18 protein-coding genes are annotated in these 21,186 nt (G+C 49.1%); 8 read left to right on the forward strand and 10 right to left on the reverse strand.

Annotated features, from left to right (window positions below; all coding sequences use genetic code 11):
- Positions 1 to 4: 4 nt before the first annotated feature.
- The 4 genes from ruvA to aspS all read right to left on the reverse strand — a co-directional run bounded on the left by ruvA (position 5) and on the right by aspS (position 3,766).
- Entirely contained in the window at positions 5 to 619 is a 615-nt protein-coding gene (gene ruvA / locus KDN34_RS09185) for a Holliday junction branch migration protein RuvA (RefSeq protein WP_212593517.1), read from the reverse strand.
- A complete protein-coding gene (gene ruvC, locus KDN34_RS09190; protein WP_212593518.1) occupies positions 616 to 1,137 on the reverse strand; it encodes a crossover junction endodeoxyribonuclease RuvC in 522 nt (173 codons plus the stop codon). Before ruvC ends, ruvA begins: the two co-directional genes overlap by 4 nt.
- 8 nt (positions 1,138 to 1,145) lie before the next feature.
- A complete protein-coding gene (locus tag KDN34_RS09195) occupies positions 1,146 to 1,895 on the reverse strand; it encodes a YebC/PmpR family DNA-binding transcriptional regulator (RefSeq protein WP_212593519.1) in 750 nt (249 codons plus the stop codon).
- 92 nt (positions 1,896 to 1,987) lie between these two features.
- A complete protein-coding gene (aspS, locus tag KDN34_RS09200) occupies positions 1,988 to 3,766 on the reverse strand; it encodes an aspartate--tRNA ligase (protein ID WP_212593520.1) in 1,779 nt (592 codons plus the stop codon).
- Between the two features lie 299 nt (positions 3,767 to 4,065).
- Between aspS and cmoA the strand changes: the two genes are divergently transcribed.
- The 4 genes from cmoA (at position 4,066) to KDN34_RS09220 (ending at position 8,651) form a co-directional block, all read left to right on the forward strand.
- Positions 4,066 to 4,797: a carboxy-S-adenosyl-L-methionine synthase CmoA gene (cmoA, locus tag KDN34_RS09205; RefSeq protein WP_212593521.1), complete on the forward strand. Its 732-nt coding sequence runs from the start codon at positions 4,066 to 4,068 to the stop codon at positions 4,795 to 4,797.
- Complete coding sequence (gene cmoB, locus KDN34_RS09210; RefSeq protein ID WP_212593522.1) at positions 4,794 to 5,762, forward strand: tRNA 5-methoxyuridine(34)/uridine 5-oxyacetic acid(34) synthase CmoB; 969 nt, start codon at positions 4,794 to 4,796, stop codon at positions 5,760 to 5,762. Before cmoA ends, cmoB begins: the two co-directional genes overlap by 4 nt.
- A gap of 95 nt (positions 5,763 to 5,857) precedes the next feature.
- The gene (locus KDN34_RS09215) at positions 5,858 to 7,612 is read left to right on the forward strand and encodes a M3 family metallopeptidase (protein ID WP_212593523.1); all 1,755 of its coding nucleotides are present in this window, start codon (positions 5,858 to 5,860) and stop codon (positions 7,610 to 7,612) included.
- Between the two features lie 133 nt (positions 7,613 to 7,745).
- Entirely contained in the window at positions 7,746 to 8,651 is a 906-nt protein-coding gene (locus KDN34_RS09220; RefSeq protein ID WP_212593524.1) for a LysR family transcriptional regulator, read from the forward strand.
- 21 nt (positions 8,652 to 8,672) lie between these two features.
- Here KDN34_RS09220 and KDN34_RS17445 read toward each other — a convergent pair whose 3' ends face one another.
- Positions 8,673 to 9,650, reverse strand: coding sequence for a putative metalloprotease CJM1_0395 family protein (locus KDN34_RS17445; RefSeq protein WP_407695798.1), 978 nt, complete (start codon positions 9,648 to 9,650; stop codon positions 8,673 to 8,675).
- A gap of 58 nt (positions 9,651 to 9,708) precedes the next feature.
- Positions 9,709 to 9,987, reverse strand: coding sequence for a chemotaxis protein (locus tag KDN34_RS09230; protein WP_212593526.1), 279 nt, complete (start codon positions 9,985 to 9,987; stop codon positions 9,709 to 9,711).
- A 300-nt stretch (positions 9,988 to 10,287) separates the two neighbouring features.
- Here KDN34_RS09230 and trhA point away from each other — a divergent pair, with 300 nt between their 5' ends.
- The gene (gene trhA / locus KDN34_RS09235) at positions 10,288 to 10,953 is read left to right on the forward strand and encodes a PAQR family membrane homeostasis protein TrhA (protein ID WP_212593527.1); all 666 of its coding nucleotides are present in this window, start codon (positions 10,288 to 10,290) and stop codon (positions 10,951 to 10,953) included.
- Between the two features lie 10 nt (positions 10,954 to 10,963).
- Here trhA and KDN34_RS09240 read toward each other — a convergent pair whose 3' ends face one another.
- The 3 genes from KDN34_RS09240 to imuA are packed head-to-tail and all read right to left on the reverse strand — an operon-like array spanning position 10,964 to position 16,441.
- Positions 10,964 to 14,068 carry an error-prone DNA polymerase gene (locus KDN34_RS09240; RefSeq protein WP_212593528.1) on the reverse strand — a complete coding sequence of 1,035 codons (3,105 nt, stop codon included), beginning with the start codon at positions 14,066 to 14,068 and terminating at the stop codon, positions 10,964 to 10,966.
- Positions 14,068 to 15,708 carry a DNA polymerase Y subunit UmuC family protein gene (locus KDN34_RS09245; protein ID WP_212593529.1) on the reverse strand — a complete coding sequence of 547 codons (1,641 nt, stop codon included), beginning with the start codon at positions 15,706 to 15,708 and terminating at the stop codon, positions 14,068 to 14,070. Before KDN34_RS09245 ends, KDN34_RS09240 begins: the two co-directional genes overlap by 1 nt.
- On the reverse strand, positions 15,701 to 16,441 hold the full coding sequence (imuA, locus tag KDN34_RS09250; protein WP_212593530.1) for a translesion DNA synthesis-associated protein ImuA: 741 nt from the start codon (positions 16,439 to 16,441) through the stop codon (positions 15,701 to 15,703). The genes KDN34_RS09245 and imuA overlap by 8 nt, the downstream gene beginning before the upstream one ends.
- A gap of 159 nt (positions 16,442 to 16,600) precedes the next feature.
- On the opposite strand from imuA, the gene KDN34_RS09255 reads away from it, so the two are divergent.
- A complete protein-coding gene (locus KDN34_RS09255) occupies positions 16,601 to 16,963 on the forward strand; it encodes an MGMT family protein (protein ID WP_212593531.1) in 363 nt (120 codons plus the stop codon).
- Positions 16,964 to 16,979: 16 nt separating this feature from the next.
- Positions 16,980 to 17,714: a DUF3108 domain-containing protein gene (locus tag KDN34_RS09260; protein WP_228730300.1), complete on the forward strand. Its 735-nt coding sequence runs from the start codon at positions 16,980 to 16,982 to the stop codon at positions 17,712 to 17,714.
- Here the strand turns inward: KDN34_RS09260 and KDN34_RS09265 are convergent.
- Positions 17,655 to 18,458 carry a class II glutamine amidotransferase gene (locus tag KDN34_RS09265; RefSeq protein ID WP_212593532.1) on the reverse strand — a complete coding sequence of 268 codons (804 nt, stop codon included), beginning with the start codon at positions 18,456 to 18,458 and terminating at the stop codon, positions 17,655 to 17,657. The genes KDN34_RS09260 and KDN34_RS09265 overlap by 60 nt on opposite strands.
- Before the next feature lie 236 nt (positions 18,459 to 18,694).
- Between KDN34_RS09265 and fadE the strand changes: the two genes are divergently transcribed.
- The gene (gene fadE / locus KDN34_RS09270; RefSeq protein WP_212593533.1) at positions 18,695 to 21,145 is read left to right on the forward strand and encodes an acyl-CoA dehydrogenase FadE; all 2,451 of its coding nucleotides are present in this window, start codon (positions 18,695 to 18,697) and stop codon (positions 21,143 to 21,145) included.
- Positions 21,146 to 21,186: the final 41 nt, after the last annotated feature.

The raw sequence follows: 21,186 nt of genomic DNA on the forward strand, positions 1-21,186 counted from the left end.
ATGCTTATAACATCGATTTAAGCGCAGCTTTAATAAGGGTTTCAGAATCCATCCCCTCTTCAAAAGCTGATGATACCGCTTTACTGGCTTGTGCCGGTTTGTAACCCAGCGCCAGCAAAGCCGCCATAGCATCTTCTTCGGCACTGTTGATAATGGGCGGCGCATAATTGGATTTGAGCACAAACTCACGTTCGTTACCGCTGGCAGTTTCCAGCAGGCTCTTGAGTTTATCGCGCATTTCTACCAATAAACGCTCGGCGGTTTTTTTACCCACACCGGGAAGTTTCACCAACGTGGCAATATCATCACGCTCGACACAATTGACAAACTCTTGGGCGGTCATGCCTGACAAAATGGTTAACGCCAGTTTCGGACCAACACCGTTAGCTTTGATCAGCAACCGGAACAGCGACCGCTCCTGTTTGGTGATGAAACCATACAAAAGTTGCGCATCTTCCCGCACCACGAAATGGGTGTAAATGGTTGCCGCCTGGTTCAATTCTGGTAGTTCGTAAAAGCTGGTGAGCGGCATCTGCAATTCATAGCCAACCCCCTGCACATCCAACAGCACATCCGGAGCCTGTTTTTCCAGCAGAATACCGTGTAAACGCCCTATCATTTATATCTTCCGTAAGTTCTGATACTTGCCTTGCCGCCAAGAGAGACCAGGCTCTGACAGGTATGATAATGACACAGTGCCACGCTGAGTGCATCTGCGGCATCCGCCTGCGGTTTTGCGGGTAGTTGCAACAGGTGCTGGATCATATGCTGTACCTGGGTCTTCTGAGCGCGGCCAGTACCGACAATGGCGCTTTTAATTTGCGTGGCGGAGTACTCTGACACCGGTAATCCTGCCACGGTAGCTGCAACAATTGCCGCACCACGCGCTTGACCAAGTTTAAGTGCAGAGTCAGCATTTTTTGCCATAAACACTCGCTCAATTGCGAGCTGTTCGGGTTGATACTGACGAATAATTTCAGAAATGCCGTCGAAAATCTGTTTCAGCCGAGAGGGAAGATCTTCTGAGGATGTGCGAATGCAGCCACTGCCTAAGTAAAGCTGGTGTCGTCCCTGACACTGGATAACACCGTAACCGGTGATCCGAGAGCCAGGGTCAACACCCAGGATAATCGACATAAGCCGCCTTATACGTCCAGTTTTTCCATGATTTCGTCTGAGATTTCACCATTATGGTAAACCTCTTGTACGTCATCATGGTCTTCCAGCATATCGATAAGACGTAGGAATTTAGGGGCAGTTTCTTCGTCTAATTCTGCTTTCGTAGAAGGCACCATAGTCACTTCAGCGTTAACTGACTCAAAACCCGCCGCATCCAGTGCATCTTTCACTGCACCAAACGCACTTGGTGTGGTGTAAACATCAACGGAACTGTCGTCATTGACCACAACATCGTCGGCACCCGCTTCCAGTGCGGCTTCCATTATGGCATCTTCGTCGGTACCTTCATCATAGGAGATAACGCCCTGTTTGGTGAACAGGTAAGCAACTGAACCATCAGTACCTAAATTACCACCGGATTTGTTAAAGGCATTACGGACGCCGGTCACCGAACGATTGCGGTTGTCGGTCATACATTCCACCATTACTGCAGTGCCACCTGGGCCATAACCTTCATACACGATGGTTTCCAGATTTTCGCCATCCAGTTCACCAGCACCACGTTTGATCGCACGATCCACGGTATCGCGAGTCATGTTGTTGGACAGGGCTTTGTCTATCGCTGCACGCAATCGAGGGTTAGAATCGGGATCAGGGCCACCTTCACGGGCACTGACAGTCAGTTCCCGGATAAATTTGGTGAAAAGCTTACCGCGCTTAGCGTCTTGACGACCTTTGCGGTGTTTGATGTTGGCCCATTTACTATGACCTGCCATAAATCACTCCTCATGCTATCAGGCAAACACTGGCCTGATATAAACAGACCGAGGCCACGGGCCCCGGTTTGATTGCGGGTTAAACACTATAATTATTCAGCTTTATCGCTGTTTTTTGCCACTACATTGATACCAAGTTCCGCCAACTGTTGAGGGTTAGCAGGACTTGGAGCATTTGTCAGTGGACAAGCCGCCGTAGTGGTTTTCGGGAACGCCATCACATCACGGATGGAACTGGCACCGGTCATCAACATCACCATGCGGTCAAGGCCAAACGCCAGGCCTGCATGTGGCGGAGTACCATAGCGCAGTGCTTCCAGCAAGAAGCCGAATTTTTCCTGCGCTTCCTGTTCTTCAATTCCCAGAATATTAAATACAGTAGCCTGCATTTTCTGCTTATGAATACGTACAGAACCGCCACCTAATTCCACGCCATTGAGCACCATATCGTATGCATCGGAGACTGCGGCGCCAGGGTTGGCGGCCAGTTCTTCGGCCGTCACCGAACTTGGAGCGGTGAAAGGATGGTGCACGGCATGCCAGCCGCCATCGGCCTTCTCGAACATCGGGAAGTCGATCACCCACAACGGACGCCACTCACCTTGCAGCAGATTGAAATCCTGACCCAGTTTCAAACGTAGCGCACCCATCGCCTCTGCCACAACGGTAGCATTATCCGCACCAAACAGCAGAATGTCGCCGCTCTGAGCTTCAGTGCGCGCCAGCAGTGCTTTTACTACGTCTTCATTGAGGAACTTGAGAATTGGTGATTGGATGCCATCCATTCCAGCCGCCAGATCATTGACCTTCATCCATGCCAGACCTTTAGCACCAAACACACTGATATATTTACCATAGTCATCAATCTGTTTACGTGACATGGCAGCGCCGCCCGGTACCCGAATGGTGACTACGCGACCTTCTGGATCATTTGCCGGGCCTTTAAATACGGCAAATTCTACATCTTTAACAAGGTCTGCAATATCGACCAATTCCAGCGGGTTACGCAGATCTGGCTTATCAGAACCAAAACGGCGCATGGCTTCCTGCCAGGTCATTACTGGGAATTTACCGAGATCAACATTCAGCAGTTCCAGGAACAGACCACGCACCATCTCTTCAGTGATTTCACGTACCTGATCGGATGTCAGAAACGAGGTTTCAATATCAATCTGCGTAAACTCAGGCTGGCGGTCAGCACGCAGGTCTTCGTCTCGGAAGCACTTAACGATCTGATAGTAGCGGTCAAAACCTGACATCATCAGCAACTGTTTGAACAGCTGTGGTGATTGAGGCAAGGCAAAGAATTCACCTTTATAGGTGCGACTCGGCACCAAATAGTCACGCGCACCTTCTGGAGTTGCTTTTGTCAGAATGGGCGTTTCAATATCCAAGAAACCGTGAGTGTCTAAAAACCGACGAACAGCACTAGTCACTTGTGCGCGGAAGATTAACCGTTGCGTCATCTCAGGACGACGCAAATCCAGGTAACGATACTTCAGACGCTGTTCTTCACTGTTATTCTGGTAGTTATCCATACTCAGCGGTAGCGGATCAGCAGCGTTTATAATCGTCAGTTCTGTTCCCAGCACTTCGATTTCGCCAGTGCGCATTTGACTGTTTACCTGGCTGTCAGGGCGTGCTCGGACGATCCCTTTTACCTGCACACAGAATTCAGCACGCAGACTGCTGGCAACTTTGAACACCTCTGGCATATCCGGGTCGTAAACCACTTGGATCAAACCTTCACGGTCACGTAGATCCAAAAATATTACGCCACCGAGGTCACGGCTACGATTAACCCACCCTGCCAGGGTGACTTCTTGTCCAACGTGAGACTTATTAACGTCCCCACAATAATGGCTGCGCATCTTGTTATCCTTTGTTGCTGCCGGATGGCGCCGGAATGAATTACAAAAATAAGGGCGGCATTATATGAAAAAACTGCCGTTTACCAAAGCCCTTCTGTTTCAGACGGTGAAGTATCAAACACTTTATCTAGTTTGGCTATAGCTTGCCTCCTGTCCTACATGTAAACGTACAAAAATCCGACAACCGCCCCTATCTCATCAACGTTCGGTGGCTATGGCAAGGTCTAGTGTTAGCGAAGCTTGATGCGAAGCGTTAGCTTTCGGTAAAATGCGCAGGTTTTCCCCTATCAGACATATCCATGAACAGTTCTCAGGACACTATTTACGCGACCGCACATACTCAGGTTGCCGACTTTGCTTTTGATGACCGGGTTGCCGGCGTCTTTAGTGACATGATCAAACGCTCTGTCCCCGGTTACGGACAGATAGTTGCCACTATCGGTGACTATGCAAAAAGGTTAGTTCAGCCCAATAGCAACATTTATGATCTGGGTTGTTCGCTCGGCGCGGCGACGTTAAGTATTCGGCGGCATATTGAGGGGCGACATTGCCGTATCATCGCCGTGGATAGTTCCGAAGCGATGATCGATCGCTGCCGTGAAAATCTGGCAGCTTATGTCAGCCATACAGATGTAGAGCTAAAGTGTGCTGACATTCGTGATATCCAGATTGAGAATGCTTCGTTGGTAGTGCTCAATTTCACCTTGCAATTTTTACCACCGGAAGAACGTGATGCGCTATTAAGCCATATCTATCAAGGGCTATTGCCTGGTGGAGCATTGATTCTTTCCGAGAAACTGCGTTTCTCCGATGACACAATTCAGCAGTTGCTGGATGCGCAACATCTGGATTTCAAACGCGCCAATGGTTATAGCGAACTGGAAATCAGTCAAAAACGCAGTGCACTGGAAAATGTTATGAAAACCGACACGCTCGAGCAACACTATGCTCGATTTACCAATGCCGGTTTTACCCATGCTAACGTCTGGTTTCAATGCTTTAATTTTGCCTCAATGGTGGCAGTCAAGTGATCAGTTTCAGCGGATTTTATCGGGATATCGCCGATTCCCAACTTAGTATTCTGTTAGAGAGTTTACCGGCCAAGATCGGTAACTGGCAGCGAGAAAACAACAATGGCTCACTTCCCAAGTGGGAAAAAGTCTTGGCAAAACTCAATTATCCAACGCCGGATCAGCTGGATCTTAAAGATAGTGTCAGCATTGGCAGTGGTGCCCAGCTATCAGCAGGACAACGTGAAAAATTAGAGAATCTGCTGCAACTACTGCATCCCTGGCGGAAAGGTCCGTTCGATATTCATGGCATTCATATTGATACTGAATGGCGTTCTGACTGGAAGTGGGAGCGGATAGCTCCCCATATCAGCCCGTTGCAATCTCGCACCGTGTTGGATGTGGGTTGCGGTAGTGGTTATCACATGTGGCGAATGTTTGGTGCCGGTGCCAGAATGGTTGTGGGGATTGATCCCTCGCCTTTGTTTCTCTGTCAGTTTGAAGCCGTCAAAAAGCTCGCCGGTAGTGAATATCCCGTGCACCTGCTGCCATTAGGTATCGAAGAGATGCCGGCATCAGAGGCGTTTGACACGGTGTTTTCCATGGGCGTGTTGTATCACCGTAAGTCACCGATTGATCACCTGCTGCAACTCCATGACCAGTTGCGTGATGGCGGGGAACTGGTACTGGAAACGCTGGTCATCGATGGTGATGAGCAAGCGGTATTGGTTCCAGAAGATCGCTACGGCAAAATGAATAATGTATGGTTCATCCCGTCTGTTGCTGCCTTAGAACGGTGGCTAAGACGATGTGATTTTAAAGATATCCGCTGTGTTAACCTTGATGTGACATCACTGGCGGAACAACGCTCAACGCCTTGGATGCGGAACGAGTCACTTGTTGATTACCTCGATCCGAACAATGTCGATTATACGGTTGAAGGCTATCCTGCACCTAAGAGGGCTACCATTATCGCCGTAAAATAATGGCATCGTTTTGCATGGACGCATTCAACTTAGCGTTCACCGTCATGGGATGACATTGCCGAACATCTGATGCCAAAAGGATATATTATTTGCTCATGCAAAAAATTTTGATGCTGTTGTTGAAACTAATATGCGGATGCACATTAGTTTTACTGACGTTACCAGCGCGTGCGACAGCGGCCGCCGCCGTACCGTTGCTGGTCAATCAGTGTCTCAATTACAGTACCGATTTCCATCCTGATTTCAGCTCTATCATCACCTTAGAACGACAAACGATCGGTCTGCAAAACATTAATGATCAGGTAAATTATTACCGTAGTTTTGTACTACCAGAAGCCGCACAGGAAGCCTTGCTGCAGTGTCAACTTGCCGTGGCAGATGCGGTAAATCGCGTTCTGATCAGTCCTCAATTGCGCCCTATTCTTGACGATTTACAACGCAGTAACGAACTGTCGCACCACCGTCTGGCGGCAAAGTTTCAGTATCTTTTAGCGCATCAGTTACCTTTGTCGGAAAAAGCCAAACTCAGTACGGCACAAGCCAGTATCCGCCAGCATCTGAAGAGTAATAACTTTCAGCTGGATTGGGGCAGCTGCGCCTTGGCTGTTACGACACCGACGGTTCAAAAAAAATCGCTGTCTGATCATCGCGACGACACTACAGAAGCTAAAGATGCTGCAGCGCCTGAACCTTTAGTGCGTAATATTGCGACTTATATGCTCCAACAATCAGATGAAGATTGTCGAAAGCTAGTTTGGCGCAAATACCAGGCCCGCGCTAAAAGTAGTAATCAGACAATGCTAACCACTGTGCAACAACTGCGGCTACAGCAAGCACAAAATGCCGGCTATAACTCCTACGTCGACTATTTGCTTGCAGAACAACTCATGGGTTCGGCTGATAACCTATCAAATTTTCTGAATGCTTTTTCGCAGCGATTAGATATCGCCCCATGGAATATTGGGAAGGAATTAACTGATTTAAAAATAACGAAAATTAATAAAATTTCAGCTGATGATTTCATGCAAACCGTATCACAGCGACTGGCCAATATTGGCATTACCCATGAAAATATTGATAAACGTTGGATGCGTTTGTGGTATCGCGGGCGGTTGCTTGGAGAGTTGTTAATCGCGACAGCCCCCAAGAATCGCCATATTTTGATCCGTCGCAGTGTCATCGGGCAGCAAGCAGGACAAAGCCAGCTTGAATTAAAAGCCGAGCTAAAAACTTTACGTGATTACCAAACCGCAGTATCCGCCTTAAGCGAGGCACTGACACAGTTAGCCGCTGGAGGCCGTTTTTACCTCGATAACGGTTTTACGTTACCGCAGGATGCTGGTCGTATTGGTGAATTATGGCTAGAAGATTATTTGAGTCAGGGCTTTTCGCAACAATTACGACCCTCACCGGACAGTCGTGAACAACTGGCGGAAAGTTACCGCCAGCACATGGCGCTTTTCCATGCTTATGTCGCCCTTGAATTTTATCAGACCCCGAACAAACAACCGTCAACTTCCCTGTTTAGTCACTTATTTGCGGGACAATGGCCAGAGGTGCATGATTACGCCTACTCATTTGCGGATATTGCAGACACCGGCCCCTTAATTTACGAGTCACTTTGGCAACAGTTTGTAGCAGATGCAATCTATCAAACGACTGCCAACTGTGCCCCAGAGAAGTTATTTGAAGTGTTGATCGTGAATGAAAATGGCGCAGATATTCGCCAAACCTTGTTTGATATCTGGGGGCCTGACGCCGTTACTCGATTAATTGCCCAGATCCAGCAAGGACAATTTCACCCCGATCATCTGCCCCAATGGTGCCCTTTAGACAAATTCACGCCATAACCAACCGCTTTCACTAACGAAAACACATAATTTGTCACCCAGATCATTATCTGTGCCTCATCTAGTGAATTTTGTTTGAATATTTCGAAAGAAATTAGCATGATGGGGGTCAATTCAGTTAATTTTTACGATTATGCACAGACCTAAATCCACGCTAGAACAATGGCGTATTCTGCAAGCAGTTGTTGATTATGGTGGTTACGCGCAGGCAGCAGATAAGCTGAATAAGAGTCAATCATCACTCAATCATGCTGTTGCTAAACTGCAGTCTCAATTAGGTATTCAATTGCTCGAAGTGCGTGGACGCAAAGCGTATCTCACTGAACAAGGTGAAGTGTTGCTGCGCCGGTCGCGTCATGTGACCCAAGCAGTCAGTGAGTTGGAACAACTGGCCAATAACCTCGAACAGGGGTGGGAACCTACGCTCGCCATCGCCCGAGAATTGGTGTATCCAATGGATAAGTTAACTGATGCGTTAGCCGCATTTCTGCCCGAAAGTCGAGGAACTCGAGTGACCGTTGTTGATACCGTCATCAATGGTACCAATGAACTGATCCAGAATAATCAAGTGGATTTAGCCATTTGCGGTACACCACCGAAAGGTTACATTGCACAGCCGCTTTGTGACCTTGATTTCTATTTGGTTTGTCATCCTTCCCATCCACTGGCGCTGACACCTGAACTGGAAGATGATCATATTCTTGCGCAGCACTTGCAGATTGTGATTAAAGATACAGGCGTGAACCCGCAGCAAGAAACGGGTTGGCTTAAAGCGGAGCAACGCTGGACCGTTAGCAATTTTCATGAGGCTAAGGTGATCCTCAGTAAGGGTATTGGCTTCTGTTGGGTTCCTGCACATTTGGTGGAAAAAGAATTAGCAGCTGGCGAACTGGTTCGGTTAAAGATTAAAGGTTCGAACTCTCGCAGAATTGTGCTGACGTTGGTGGTACCGCAGCGCGATAAACAAGGCCCAGCGTCTAAGTTACTGGAATCATTGATCCTGGCGCTTCATGGTGAAAAACCTTTAGCCACAAGTTAACCCGGTTCTGACCAAAATCCACTACAACAATGACATGAGATTGTCGCTGTCATGATCATGCAATAGCTGCCCTTGTATCTGTTCTTCCAGTGTGGCGTTAGGCAAGCTGATATCATCCAGATCATGATCATTGCGTGGTGGAGATACCCCACCCGTTCCCGGATTTGGTGCCATTTGATGCACTTGCCCCATGACGCGGACAATGCTTATGGGGTAGTTATTTGTGTTCGAGGTCTGCGTATCCGCATTACTACTGTCCGCCGAGTTGCTTGCAGCAGCTTGATCTTTAGCCGCAGTATTGGCAGAGATATCAGACGTTATCGGTTTATTACTTTCCATATCTCTTAATGCCGCGGCCTGTTCTCTCGCGGTGTTATATTTTCGCATAGCCTCCGCTGCCACTTGTATGTCTGCCAGTGAAGGCTGTTGTGGTGCCATAGCCGCAGCATAAACCTGTCGCATTTTGGTCATGGTGGCAATGGGATCACCCGGCACAATTGAGACATCAATTTGGACTTCACCATCCACCGCATAACGTTTGCCATCGGCCCCATGTTCATAGTCAAACTGAGGCGAGCCTGCATAAACGCCACCGACAGCGGCATGAGCCTGTTCATGAGTGCGGACTTCTTGATCGCGTTGTTGCAATGATTCGAGTTGTTGCTGCGCTTGCTGTTGTTTAGCGTTATCCGCACTCACGGAAGCTTGAGCTGTCGCGCTGGAATTGGCAGATTCAGCGGTTTGATCCTGATCGTTTACTGAAGTATCGGCAGCATCTTCTGCCGCCGTTTGATTGCCGCTACTGTCATACAGTGCTGCAGCACCTAGGACGCCATAGGACAAACTCACCAGCGATGAACGCCCACTATCCACAACAATATCATTAGCAGAGAGTTTTGCAGTCTCAGTTACCAGAGATGATGGAACCGCGGATACACGGTTAGACGGAGTCTGACTAGCAGACGAGGCTTGCCCGACTAACGTTTTAGGTACAAGCATCACGCTATTAACGTTAGTCCTTGTTGGCGCATTCGATGAGAGAAGCGCCGGGAACATACTACACCTCAATATCTATGATGCTGCCCAGTGCATCATTTTCTCGCTGCAACACATCAACAGAGGCTTCTCCCTGACGTTGAGAGGCCATTGCTGAAACCAAGGCATCAGTTGTATCACGGCTTTTCGGGGTGGCGGCAACAGCCGAGCTGGTATCTGTAGATGAGGTAGTTGCAGGTTGAGTGACAGCCTGAGCGACATCAACTGTTGCCTGAGTTAATCCAGACTGCGCAGATTGCAGCCCCTGTATGCCTGCGGCGAATGCTGGCTGTATTTGCATTACTCAACCTCCAACAATAAGGATTTGATTGGCATTAATTAACGCTTGATTATTGTACAAATCAGATTTGAAGTACAGTGAGCACTGACAGCCGACTGGGTAAATCTTTGCAAAATAATCTTTGGTCCAACAATGTTCGGACTTAACCTTAAAAAGATAGAGATAATTTTGAAATTAACGATAACTGACAAAGACTCATATTTAAAATTTAAGCTAACACATGTTCACTTAAATATAGTATTTAACCAGTGCTATTGATACACTCAAAACTTAGGGCGCCAACGAACACCTACTATAGCCATGACAGTAAAAACCGCAGAAGAATCCATTACTAGTAGTTATTCCGTTAATGAAGAGCTAGCAAATAGTATTAGCCATGGTTTGGGAATTATTCTCGGAATTGTCGCGCTAACACTGATGCTGAGTAAAGGCTGGTATTCCCTTAATAGCATTCAGTTAACAGGTGTAAGCATATACGGGGCCAGTTTTATACTGTTATTTCTTTGTTCAACGCTATATCACAGTATTCCGCAGCTACATTGGAAGCGCCGGCTGAAAGTTCTCGATCATTGCGCTATTTATCTGCTGATTGCTGGCACTTACACCCCCATGATGCTGATCTCCATGAATGGCACGGGTACTGAGTGGGTGCTGATAGCCATTTGGTCTCTGGCCGCAGGCGGTGTGCTGTTTAAAAGTTTCTTTGTGCATAGATTCAAAGCATTGAGTCTGACGTTGTATCTGGTCATGGGGTGGCTTTGCATGGCAATTCTGCCACAACTGATTACACATCTCTCCAGCACGGGCTTCTGGCTACTACTCTCCGGGGGGCTAAGTTACAGTCTCGGGGTACCCTTCTATGCCATTAAAGCGATCCCCTTTAACCATGCTATCTGGCACCTGTTTGTACTGGGTGGCGCAGTGTGCCACTTTCTGTGCATTTATCTGAGCGTCATTCCATCTTGAACCGTGCGTGTCAATGAAAATCTCGTGATTTCACGAGCAGTTGTTCCATCACCGCAGACAAATTCTGTAACTTTCCGGCAATCAGATGCAGAACACCAGATGAGAATTCAACAATTCCGCTGACCTTGAGAATACGTGCCGACAGGTAGGGTTGTCGCTGCGCCTTGGCCGTTCCACTCCAAATAATCACATTAATATGCCCGGTCTCATCTTCCAGGGTAACGAAAGTGACACCACTAGCGGTTCCCGGTCGTTGTCGACCAACCACCAGTCCCGCGACCGTTACCAACTGTCCATGACGGCACTGCCATAAGGACTCAGCGGTATAACAATGTGGCAAACCGCCCTGCTGGCGCAACAAAGCCATAGGGTGACGCCCCAAAGACAACCCAATATGGGCATAATCTGCCAGCATAGCATCCACTTCGGTTACTCGTGGCAAAGTGACATCCATTTCTACCGTATCTGCCAGCGTAAGCAATGGTAGCTGTTGCTGCTGTGCGGCTGCCAATTGCCAACGCGCCTGATGTCGATCTCCACTGAGTTCCGCGAACGCATCGGCACTGGCTAATGCCTCCAGATCGTCTCGATTGAGCTGTAATGACGCAAGCTGTGACAACTGCTGAAAACCTGAAGCTCGTGTTTGTAGTAGCTTGGTTGCCGCGCTGAAACTTAATCCTTTAACCAGACGCATTCCTAGTCGCAAAGCAAAAGCGCCTTCGGCGGTTGTTTCCAGCGTACAGTCCCAATCACTATGATTAATGGCGACCGGTAAGACACTGACACCATGACGCCGCAGATCCTGCACCAGCTGTGACGGGCTGTAGAATCCCATCGGCTGACTGTTGAGTAATGCACAACAAAACGCAGCAGGATGGTAATGTTTCAGATAGGCCGACACATATGCCAATAGTGCAAAACTGGCAGAATGCGATTCTGGGAAACCATATTCACCAAAACCCCGGATCTGACTGAAAATCTGTCTCGCAAAACTTTCGCTGTAACCGCGCGCGGCCATGCCATCAAGTAACTTCTGTTCAAACTGTTCCAGTTCACCGGTGCGTTTCCAACTGGCCATTGCCCGCCGTAACTGATCAGCTTCCCCCCCACTGAATCCTGCGGCAACCATCGCCAGATGGATCACCTGTTCCTGAAAAATCGGTACACCGAGCGTGCGTTCGAGTACGCTACGCACCGCGTCTGAAGGGTAAACAACTGCTTCCAGTCCATCTCGGCGTCGTAAGTAAGGATGCACCATATCGCCCTGAATCGGTCCGGGGCGAACAATGGCAATCTGCACCACCAAATCGTAGTAACAAGCCGGCTTCAGCCGCGGTAACATGCTGGTTTGGGCGCGAGATTCAACCTGAAAAACGCCCATACTGTCCCCGCGCTGTAACATCCGGTAAACCGCTGGGTCCTCCCAACAGATTTGCGCCATAGAAAATGGTTGCAGGTGGCGACTGAGTAACTCAAAACACTTGCGAATAGCCGTCAGTATACCCAGTGCCAGCACGTCTACTTTCAACAATCCCAGACTTTCCAGATCGTCTTTATCCCACTGGATCACCGTTCTGTCTGGCATAGCGGCATTTTCTATCGGAACCAGTTCTGCCAAAGGGCCCGCAGAAATAATAAAGCCACCGACATGCTGCGACAGATGGCGAGGGAACCCCATAAGCCCTTGCACTAATGGCAAGAGCCAGCAGCCTAGTCCCTGCTGAGGAATGAATGCCTGTCGCTGTAATTGTTGTTGCCAGTCTTCTTGCGGATCACGACGATCCACCGCCGCCATCAAGGCTTCAATGCGCTGTTCGTCCAAGGCTAATGCCTTACCCACATCTCGCATCGCACTACGAAATCGGTAACTGATAACACTGGCAGCCAATGCTGCACGCGCTCTGCCATATTTCTGATAGATATACTGAATGACTTCCTCACGCCTCTCGTGCTCAAAATCCACATCAATGTCTGGTGGCTCGTGGCGCTCCTTGGAGATAAACCGCTCAAACAACATGTTGATTTTGGTCGGATCGACTTCAGTGATCCCGAGACAAAAACACACGACTGAGTTAGCGGCAGAACCTCGTCCCTGATGCAGAATTTGTTGTGCTTTAGCAAAGTTGACTAAGTCATAAATCGTCAGAAAGAAATATTCATACTGCAGTTCGCCGATAATCTGTAATTCACGGCGGTACTGCTGGGATACTGACGCTGGCACATTATCGTGATAACGGCGTTTAGCCCCCTTTTCCACTTCCTGCACCAGATATTGTGTTGCGGTCAATCCGGCGGGAACCAACTCCGCCGGATATTCATATCTGAGTTCAAACAGAGAGAAATGGCAATTCTCTGCAATTCGTAGAGCGTTATCCAACCATGATTGTGGAAAGCGCTTCTTGATTGCGGATATTGGCTTCATTGCTGTTTCAGCATTAAGGCTAAGCAGAGCGCCGGCATGAGGAATATCGGTGTTATGGCGAATACAGGTCAACACATCTAATAATCGTTGCCGCTGCGGTGCATGCATACGAACGTTACCAGCCGCCACACAGGTTAATCCGGCCACGTCTGCCAATTGTTGCTGCAGATTAAGTTGGCAAGCTTCTCCTGCGATGAGCTGACGTTCCATCAACAAATATGGCAATACACCTAATGCCTCTGTTATCTGCTGCAATAGTTGCTGTAACTGGGTTAACGCCTGAAACTGCCCCATGGCAGTCCATTCTGGGGACAGCGGTAATGGCGGTGGTCGCCATAAGCAAATACAGGTTTGTTGTAACGAAGCAAAATCCGCCAATGACAGCTGATAACTCCCTTTCGCCGCACGGCGACGTCCCAGCGTGATAAGACTGCTTAATCTGGCATATCCCAAACGATCTGGGGCCAGCACCACGAGTAATCCCTGTGGCAATTGAAACTCCGCGCCAACGATCAGGGCAATTTGATGTTTTTTAGCAGCTTCGTGAGCTTTCACAATACCGGCCAATGAACATTCATCCGTGATCGCAATCGCTTGATAACCTAAGCGAGCCGCTTCAGCCACCAGCTCCTCCGGATGAGAAGCACTCCGCAGGAAACTGTAATTGGAAATAGCGTGCAATTCGGCGTACATCAGCTCATCCAGCCATGTAACAACAATTGCCCCTGACTACGAAAAACCCAGCAATAACCACCTTGCCGATGGCGCGCCAGAAAATAGTCTCTCGCAGGGAAATTATCGGTAAACCAAGGAGATACTATACGCTCTGGGCCTCTGAGTATGTCGACATCATCTACCGACAAAGGTTGCGGTTCAGCCAACAACCATAAAGGCCTGAGCGCCATCACCGGCACAGGCAACTTCGCCGGTTGCGGAGGCCACTGTTGGATCGGCTGACTATGGCTTGCCTGTTCCGGTAATGGCGATGCCTGATAGCACAATTGACGCACGCGTTCTTTGCCAAGCCTGGCCTGCAGTCGTGCGAGTAACTCCGGAAATGGTTGCTGCTCGTGGCTAGTTTTACTCAAGACGCCATTCTGCAGTTGCTGCGCAATAAAATGCCGGACTTGCAGTTCCAGCTCGATCACCGGCTGTGGCAGCGTCAACCGTTCCAACTGCAGACGACATAATTGCAACAACCCAGCCTGACGAAATTCGCCTAGCGGATAATCAATACGCAAGATCATCGGAGCAATATTATTACTACGGAAAAACAGGGTCAGCTGCAGTTGCTGTACAGCCAATTGCCGTACCCGCAAATACGTCGCCAATTGCGCAAACATTGGCGTTAATGGAAACATCACCCCTTGGATATAACTGACATCATGCAGTAATAATCGCTTTAGCCGGAAGATGGGGGGCAGATGATACGCCTTACGTGAATAACTGAGACGTCCTTCCAATTGCAGCAGTAATGTCAGCAATGGTTGCCCAAAACGTTTACCTAGTTCTGGTCGAGGTAATGATTGTAGTTGTTGCCAGCAGTTGATCCCCATTGCCAATAGTCGTTGCTGAGTCTTATCGTCCAGCGGTAATGCTTGTAGTGGCAACTGTGATGGCAACTGGGTAGTTATCACAGTTGCAGGCACTGCTTGAGTCTGATATTCAGCATGGGACTCCGTGACCTGATTTTCTGATGGTAGTTGCCAGGGAACTGCCAATAACCGTTTACGGGTTTGTCTCGGTGTCGATACCCGGTTCATGCCGAGGGCCGTTGGTGTCGATGCTTTCACACCTTTTGCTAACAACGCCGCATGCAGCGGGTAACGCGCCAGTGCCAGCGCATAATGTAAACCGTAACACTGACAGCGCTGGTGATAACTTTCCATAAAACGTGACTGGCTGCCAAATAAGCGCAACATCGATCCCATCTCCAGCACCAGCGTTTCTGTCGGCCAATTCACCGCTGATCCCGCATCAGAGTTAAGCGGCTCTTGCTGCAACAGCGGCGGCCAGATACGTGCACTAAAATCGTAATTCCACTGACATAACCAATGTTGTAATGCTTCGCAATCAACCTCTTGTAGCGACAATAACACCAGATCTGGCAACAACGCCTGAGCGGTCGTCTGACTCATGCCAGATTTAACCCCCCGAGCGGCAGCGTTGGGGCTGACTGAATGCAACTGTTTGGCTGCAGTATCGTATAACGCCAATGGCGGCAATCCAGCAAAGACTGATGTCGCGGGAGCGACGGTCGTCGATTGCAGGCTCCAGGCCTGATATTGCAATTGCAGCTGTGGGAAATAAACCCCTAGCCAACATTCAGTCATGATAGTTGCTCACCTGCCGATCCGACTCTTGCGCATGATCCCAAGGGCCAGCCACCACATTCGACGGGGAAGATAGTGTTACCTCAGCCAATGCATACCATCCAGGTACCATGACGCCCGACAGCACAATTTCCGGCACTGGCCAGCCACCTCGGCGTTTGAGGATCTGTAATCGGCTACGATTACCCGCCAGAGGTTCCAATGCTAACTTCAACGGCACAGGATGATTATTTCCGGCCTGAGATACCGGTAACAGGCAGAATCCCAAGGCGTTTCCTGACTCCGCAGCCAATTGCAAACGCCGCGCTTCCTTGAGCGATAAATGCGCGAACCATCCCAGCACCAGCGGACAACTGCCATTCGCCAGGAGCTGTTCCATCGCCCATAATGCTTCACGCCTTTCAGTAACATCCAGCCATAAAAAATATTCTGGTGGTAACTGCAGCCAGGCTAGGGTCTGTGCATTAGGTATAAAATTTGGCGCGACCAATGCCACCGGCTGATACGTTTCAGCTGACAGATATTGGCGCAACAGCGGCAATAACAAGCCTAATTCGCCCGCCCCGGGAACCGGTGTTAACAACTCACAAATGCCATGGGCCGGCCACTTAGGCAAGCTATCAACCAGCTCAGGGAAACCGGTGTCATAACCAGATGCGACTTGTTGCTCTGGTTGTCCACGCCAGAGGTCCTGTCGCATCAATAGAGATTCAATTGCACGATTAACAGACATCGCCTTGCACCATTACTGTATTTTTATACAGTATAATTCAATCAGCAAGTGCTGCAAGTCCCGTGTAAAATAGCGGTGTACTAACGGCGTCATACAAATGTTGCTTTTGTAACGACGTAGGTTTTTCTACAATTTACGGAAAATGCTCTGGAGCGCTTTATGGCACACGCGACAGATCCAGCGAACCCCTCACCACCACAACGTATCTGGCAGGTGGTCGCCATGATCCCGCAAGGCAGAGTCGCGAGTTATGGCAAGATAGCCGACTATGCCGGTTTACCGGGACGGGCACGTTATGTTTCCCGAGCACTGAAACTGGCGCCGGATACACTAGCGTTACCCTGGCATCGGGTTATCAACGCTCAAGGGAAAATTGCTTTTGCTAAAGATAGCGAATCATTTCGCGAGCAAAGCTACTTGTTGCGTTGCGAAGGTGTAACAGTGAACCAAGGCCGAATTGCCTTGTCTGAATTTGAGTGGCGACCAGATATGGCAACATTGGTGCTGTGCCTACCGTTTTAGTGAGAGGAGAGATTATTTGAAAATCCGTCGTATGTTATGCCTGTTGTGGTTATTACCGCTAACGGTGCTGGCCGCCCCCAGTCCGTTAACACCACAAGTAGTGGAGTATCAGGTGAAATATGGCAGTTTTAGTCTCGGTGGCGCACGCTTTACCTTAGCGGCGCCGCAAGGCAACACCTATCACTATGAAATGGACAGTGACTTGAGCCTGATAGTGCTATCCGATAAACGCAAAATTACCAGTGTGTTCACCGATGTGGATGGACAGTTACAGCCATTACGCTTTATTCATGAACGGACCGGGACAGGTAAAGATTTCAACGAGCAGATCGCATTTGCCCGCGATCAAGGCAAAGTGTTTAGCGTTTATAAAGGCGAAAAAACCAAACTGAATTATACCGATACTCTGTACGATGCCATGATGTTGCAGTTACAGTTCCGCTTAGATCTCATGAATGGTAAGCAAAAATTTAACTACAAAATGGTGAAAGACAACGAGATTGAAGATTACCATTTTCGTAACTTGGGGCAGGAAACCGTGAAGCTCCCCAGCGGCAGTTATCAGACGGTCCATCTGGAGCTGATACGCAAAAGCCAAAAACGCCACACCGATGTCTGGATGGCACCGGATTTAGGCTATCTGCCAGTGCGTTTTGTTCATGAAGAGAAAGGTAACACCATGGAACTGACCTTAAAGCAGGTGCAGTTCAGCGGTGCTACCGGACAGGCGCAACTCGCCAAGACAGAATAACTTCCAGTCGCCCGGCTGCAACACTTGCCATTGTTCGTTGTCAGTCAGTGGCCGGGTCGCCACCACGGTTACCACGTCGTTTGGTGTCGTTTCCTGGTGGAAATCAATCACCACATCAGTATCGATCAATTTAGCCGTTCCGAAGGGTGCGCGGCGGGTAATATAGCAAAGATTGTTACTGCAGAAATTCATCAGATACCGGCCATCGCTGAGGATCATATTGAAGACCCCTAATTGCCGAATCTGTTCAGCCAGAGCGGCAATATACTCAAATACGGGCATCATATCTGCGGGTTCTTGCTCGCCGAACTTGGCGACTAAGGATTCCAGTATCCAGCAAAACGCCTGTTCACTGTCAGTTTCGCCAACGCTCTGATAACGTCGCGTCACAAATTTATCCTGATAGCCTGTCAGCTGCCCATTGTGGGCATAAGTCCAATATCGCCCCCACAGTTCGCGGGTAAAGGGATGGGTGTTTTCTAATGAGACTTTACCACGGTTGGCTTGACGGATATGGCTGATTACCACTTCGCTTTTAATAGGATAAGACTTGATTAACCGCGCCACCTGGGAACGACTGCTGGGTGCGGCATCTTTGAACGTACGGCTACCCTTGCCTTCATAAAAGGTAATGCCCCAACCATCCACATGGGGGCCTGTCACGCCACCACGTTCAGCAAGACCGGTAAAACTGAACACGATATCGGTCGGGATATTTGCGCTCATTGCTAGCAGTTCACACATGGGAAACATCTCTGAAAATCACACAATTTCATAGCATTGTATCTATCTACAGCAAGAAGTGAAATTGCGCCTTTAAAAAAATTCAAACGTTTGTTTGAAAATCGCTTGAGTTCGATCACGATCACGTTTACTTTTAAAGCGACACAGGTCTGACCACAGACTAAAATTATGATAAAGATCGGCAAGTTTTGTCGGCATACATCCCGTCACCGGGGCATATAAAAAGGAGAATCACAGTGATTACCCTACTTTGGATCATCGTCTTATTGTTGATTTTGGGTGCTGCTGCTTACCTGAGAGTATCGTTGATGACCGCAACGCTGGCCGCGGCGGCCACGCTGCTCGTTGGCAATCTCATCGGGGTAACCGGTGCATGGAGTTGGATAGTGTTCTTAATCGTAGCACTGCCACTCAACATCAGCCCATTCAGGCAAACCGTCATCACCCGACCATTATTAAAGTTGTATCGCGGCATCATGCCGGAGATGTCCAATACTGAAAAAGATGCGATTGAAGCGGGTACCACCTGGTGGGAGGCAGATCTGTTTGCTGGCAATCCTAACTGGAAAAAACTCCACAACTATCCCAAAGCGCGCCTGAGCGCAGAAGAACAAGCATTCCTGGATGGCCCGGTAGAAGAAGTCTGTGCCATGGTGAATCAGCATCGAGTCTCACACGAATTAGCTGATCTACCACAGGAAGTCTGGAGCTTCCTCAAGAGCAAAGGCTTTTTCGCGATGATCATCAAGAAAAAATTTGGTGGTCTGGAGTTTTCCGCCTATGCGCAATCTCGCGTGCTGCAAAAATTAGCAGGCGTGAGCAGCGAACTGGCATCCACTGTTGGGGTTCCTAACTCTCTTGGTCCCGGAGAACTGTTACAGCACTACGGTACTGAAGCGCAGCAGGATTATTACCTACCACGGCTCGCCACTGGAGAAGAAGTCCCCTGTTTTGCGTTAACCAGCCCAGAAGCAGGTTCAGATGCCGGCTCAATTCCCGATTATGGCGTCGTCTGCAAGGGCATGTGGGAAGGTGAAGAAGTATTGGGGATGAAACTCACCTGGAATAAACGCTATATCACCTTGGCACCAATTGCCACCGTGCTGGGACTGGCGTTTAAACTGCGAGATCCTGAGCACCTTATGGGTAAACAAGAAGACATCGGCATCACCTGTGCCCTGATCCCAACCGATCTGACAGGAGTGGAAACCGGACGACGGCACTTCCCATTAAACTGTATGTTCCTCAACGGCCCTACCCTGGGTAAAGATGTGTTCGTGCCACTGAGTTTCATCATTGGCGGGCCAGAAATGGCGGGGCAAGGGTGGCGCATGCTGGTAGAGTGCCTGTCTGTCGGTCGTGGAATTACCCTGCCCTCCAATTCTGCAGGGGGCATCAAAACCTTGGCCTTGGCAACAGGTGCCTACGCGCGCATCCGTCGTCAATTCAAACTGCCAATTGGTAAGCTGGAAGGTATCGAAGAGCCGATGGCGCGCATCGGGGGTAACGCCTACCTCATGGATGCGGTGACTGCCCTGACGACGACAGGAATTGATCTGGGTGAAAAGCCTTCAGTGATCTCCGCTATCGTTAAATACCACCTCACTGACAGAATGCAGAAGTGTTTGATCGACGGGATGGATATCCACGGTGGTAAAGGGATCTGCCTTGGCCCAAATAACTACCTCGGCCGAGCCTATCAGGCAGCACCTATCGCCGTGACCGTCGAAGGAGCCAATATTCTGACCCGTTCGATGATCATCTACGGTCAGGGCGCTATTCGTTGTCATCCGTATATTCTGGCGGAAATGGAAGCCGCATTTGATGACAACCCAAATCGCGGTCTGCGCCAGTTCGATATGGCACTGTTCGGCCACATCGGCTTCAGTTTAAGTAACTTTGTGCGTAGTTTGTGGCTGGGACTCACCGGGGCTCGTCTTTCTAATGCACCGTTTAGTGATAACACTAAACGTTACTACCAGCAGATGAACCGCTTCAGTGCCAATCTGGCATTATTGTCAGATCTGGCGATGGCCACGCTGGGGGGGGGACTGAAACGTAAAGAGCGCATTTCGGCGCGTTTAGGCGACATGCTGAGTCAGTTATATCTGGCCTCTGCAACACTGAAACGTTATCAGGATGAAGGACGCCTAAGCGAGGACTTGCCGTTAGTCCAGTGGGCAGTGGAAGATGCACTGTATAAGCTGCAAAGCTCACTCGATGACCTACTGGATAACTTCCCATCTGGCCTGGGGGGTATTCTGCGAGTGTTACTGTTCCCGTTTGGTCGCCCGCTAAAACGACCTAGCGATAAACTGGATCACCGCGTTGCCCGTATCATGCAAACCCCATGTGCCAGCCGCGATCGTCTGGGTAAAGGTCAGTTTCTGAAAGCAATCAGCAATAATCCTGTCGGTATTCAGGAACAAACGTTGCGGGATATTTTGTTGGCTGAACCACTTTATGACAAAGTCTGTCAAGCCACAGGCAAACGATTGCCCTTCATGCAATTGAATAAAATTGCTGAGGAAGGCAAAGCGTTAGGAGTACTGTCCGATGATGAGGTCAAACAGCTAGAAAAAGCTGAAATTGGCCGACTCAAATCGATCAATGTGGATGATTTTGATCCTGAGGAACTCAAAGCCCAAAGCGTGAATTCGCAACAAAGCAGTGAAGAAGCTGCCTGATATTAACCCGAAAAAAAGAGACCGATTAAGGTCTCTTTTTT

The sequence above is a fragment of the Shewanella yunxiaonensis genome (genome assembly GCF_018223345.1).
GTDB lineage: Bacteria > Pseudomonadota > Gammaproteobacteria > Enterobacterales > Shewanellaceae > Shewanella > Shewanella yunxiaonensis.

Coding starts and splice junctions, on each gene's coding strand:
- KDN34_RS09195 (WP_212593519.1), bottom strand. CDS start 1,895: ATGGCAGGTCATAGTAAATGGGCCAACATCAAACACCGCAAAGGTCGT.
- ruvC (WP_212593518.1), bottom strand. CDS start 1,137: ATGTCGATTATCCTGGGTGTTGACCCTGGCTCTCGGATCACCGGTTAC.
- KDN34_RS09240 (WP_212593528.1), bottom strand. CDS start 14,068: ATGTACGCCGAATTGCACGCTATTTCCAATTACAGTTTCCTGCGGAGT.
- KDN34_RS17445 (WP_407695798.1), bottom strand. CDS start 9,650: ATGCTTGTACCTAAAACGTTAGTCGGGCAAGCCTCGTCTGCTAGTCAG.
- KDN34_RS09265 (WP_212593532.1), bottom strand. CDS start 18,458: ATGTGTGAACTGCTAGCAATGAGCGCAAATATCCCGACCGATATCGTG.
- imuA (WP_212593530.1), bottom strand. CDS start 16,441: ATGTCTGTTAATCGTGCAATTGAATCTCTATTGATGCGACAGGACCTC.
- KDN34_RS09230 (WP_212593526.1), bottom strand. CDS start 9,987: ATGCAAATACAGCCAGCATTCGCCGCAGGCATACAGGGGCTGCAATCT.
- ruvA (WP_212593517.1), bottom strand. CDS start 619: ATGATAGGGCGTTTACACGGTATTCTGCTGGAAAAACAGGCTCCGGAT.
- trhA (WP_212593527.1), top strand. CDS start 10,288: ATGACAGTAAAAACCGCAGAAGAATCCATTACTAGTAGTTATTCCGTT.
- aspS (WP_212593520.1), bottom strand. CDS start 3,766: ATGCGCAGCCATTATTGTGGGGACGTTAATAAGTCTCACGTTGGACAA.
- KDN34_RS09245 (WP_212593529.1), bottom strand. CDS start 15,708: ATGACTGAATGTTGGCTAGGGGTTTATTTCCCACAGCTGCAATTGCAA.
- KDN34_RS09255 (WP_212593531.1), top strand. CDS start 16,601: ATGGCACACGCGACAGATCCAGCGAACCCCTCACCACCACAACGTATC.
- KDN34_RS09220 (WP_212593524.1), top strand. CDS start 7,746: ATGCACAGACCTAAATCCACGCTAGAACAATGGCGTATTCTGCAAGCA.
- KDN34_RS09215 (WP_212593523.1), top strand. CDS start 5,858: ATGCAAAAAATTTTGATGCTGTTGTTGAAACTAATATGCGGATGCACA.
- cmoA (WP_212593521.1), top strand. CDS start 4,066: ATGAACAGTTCTCAGGACACTATTTACGCGACCGCACATACTCAGGTT.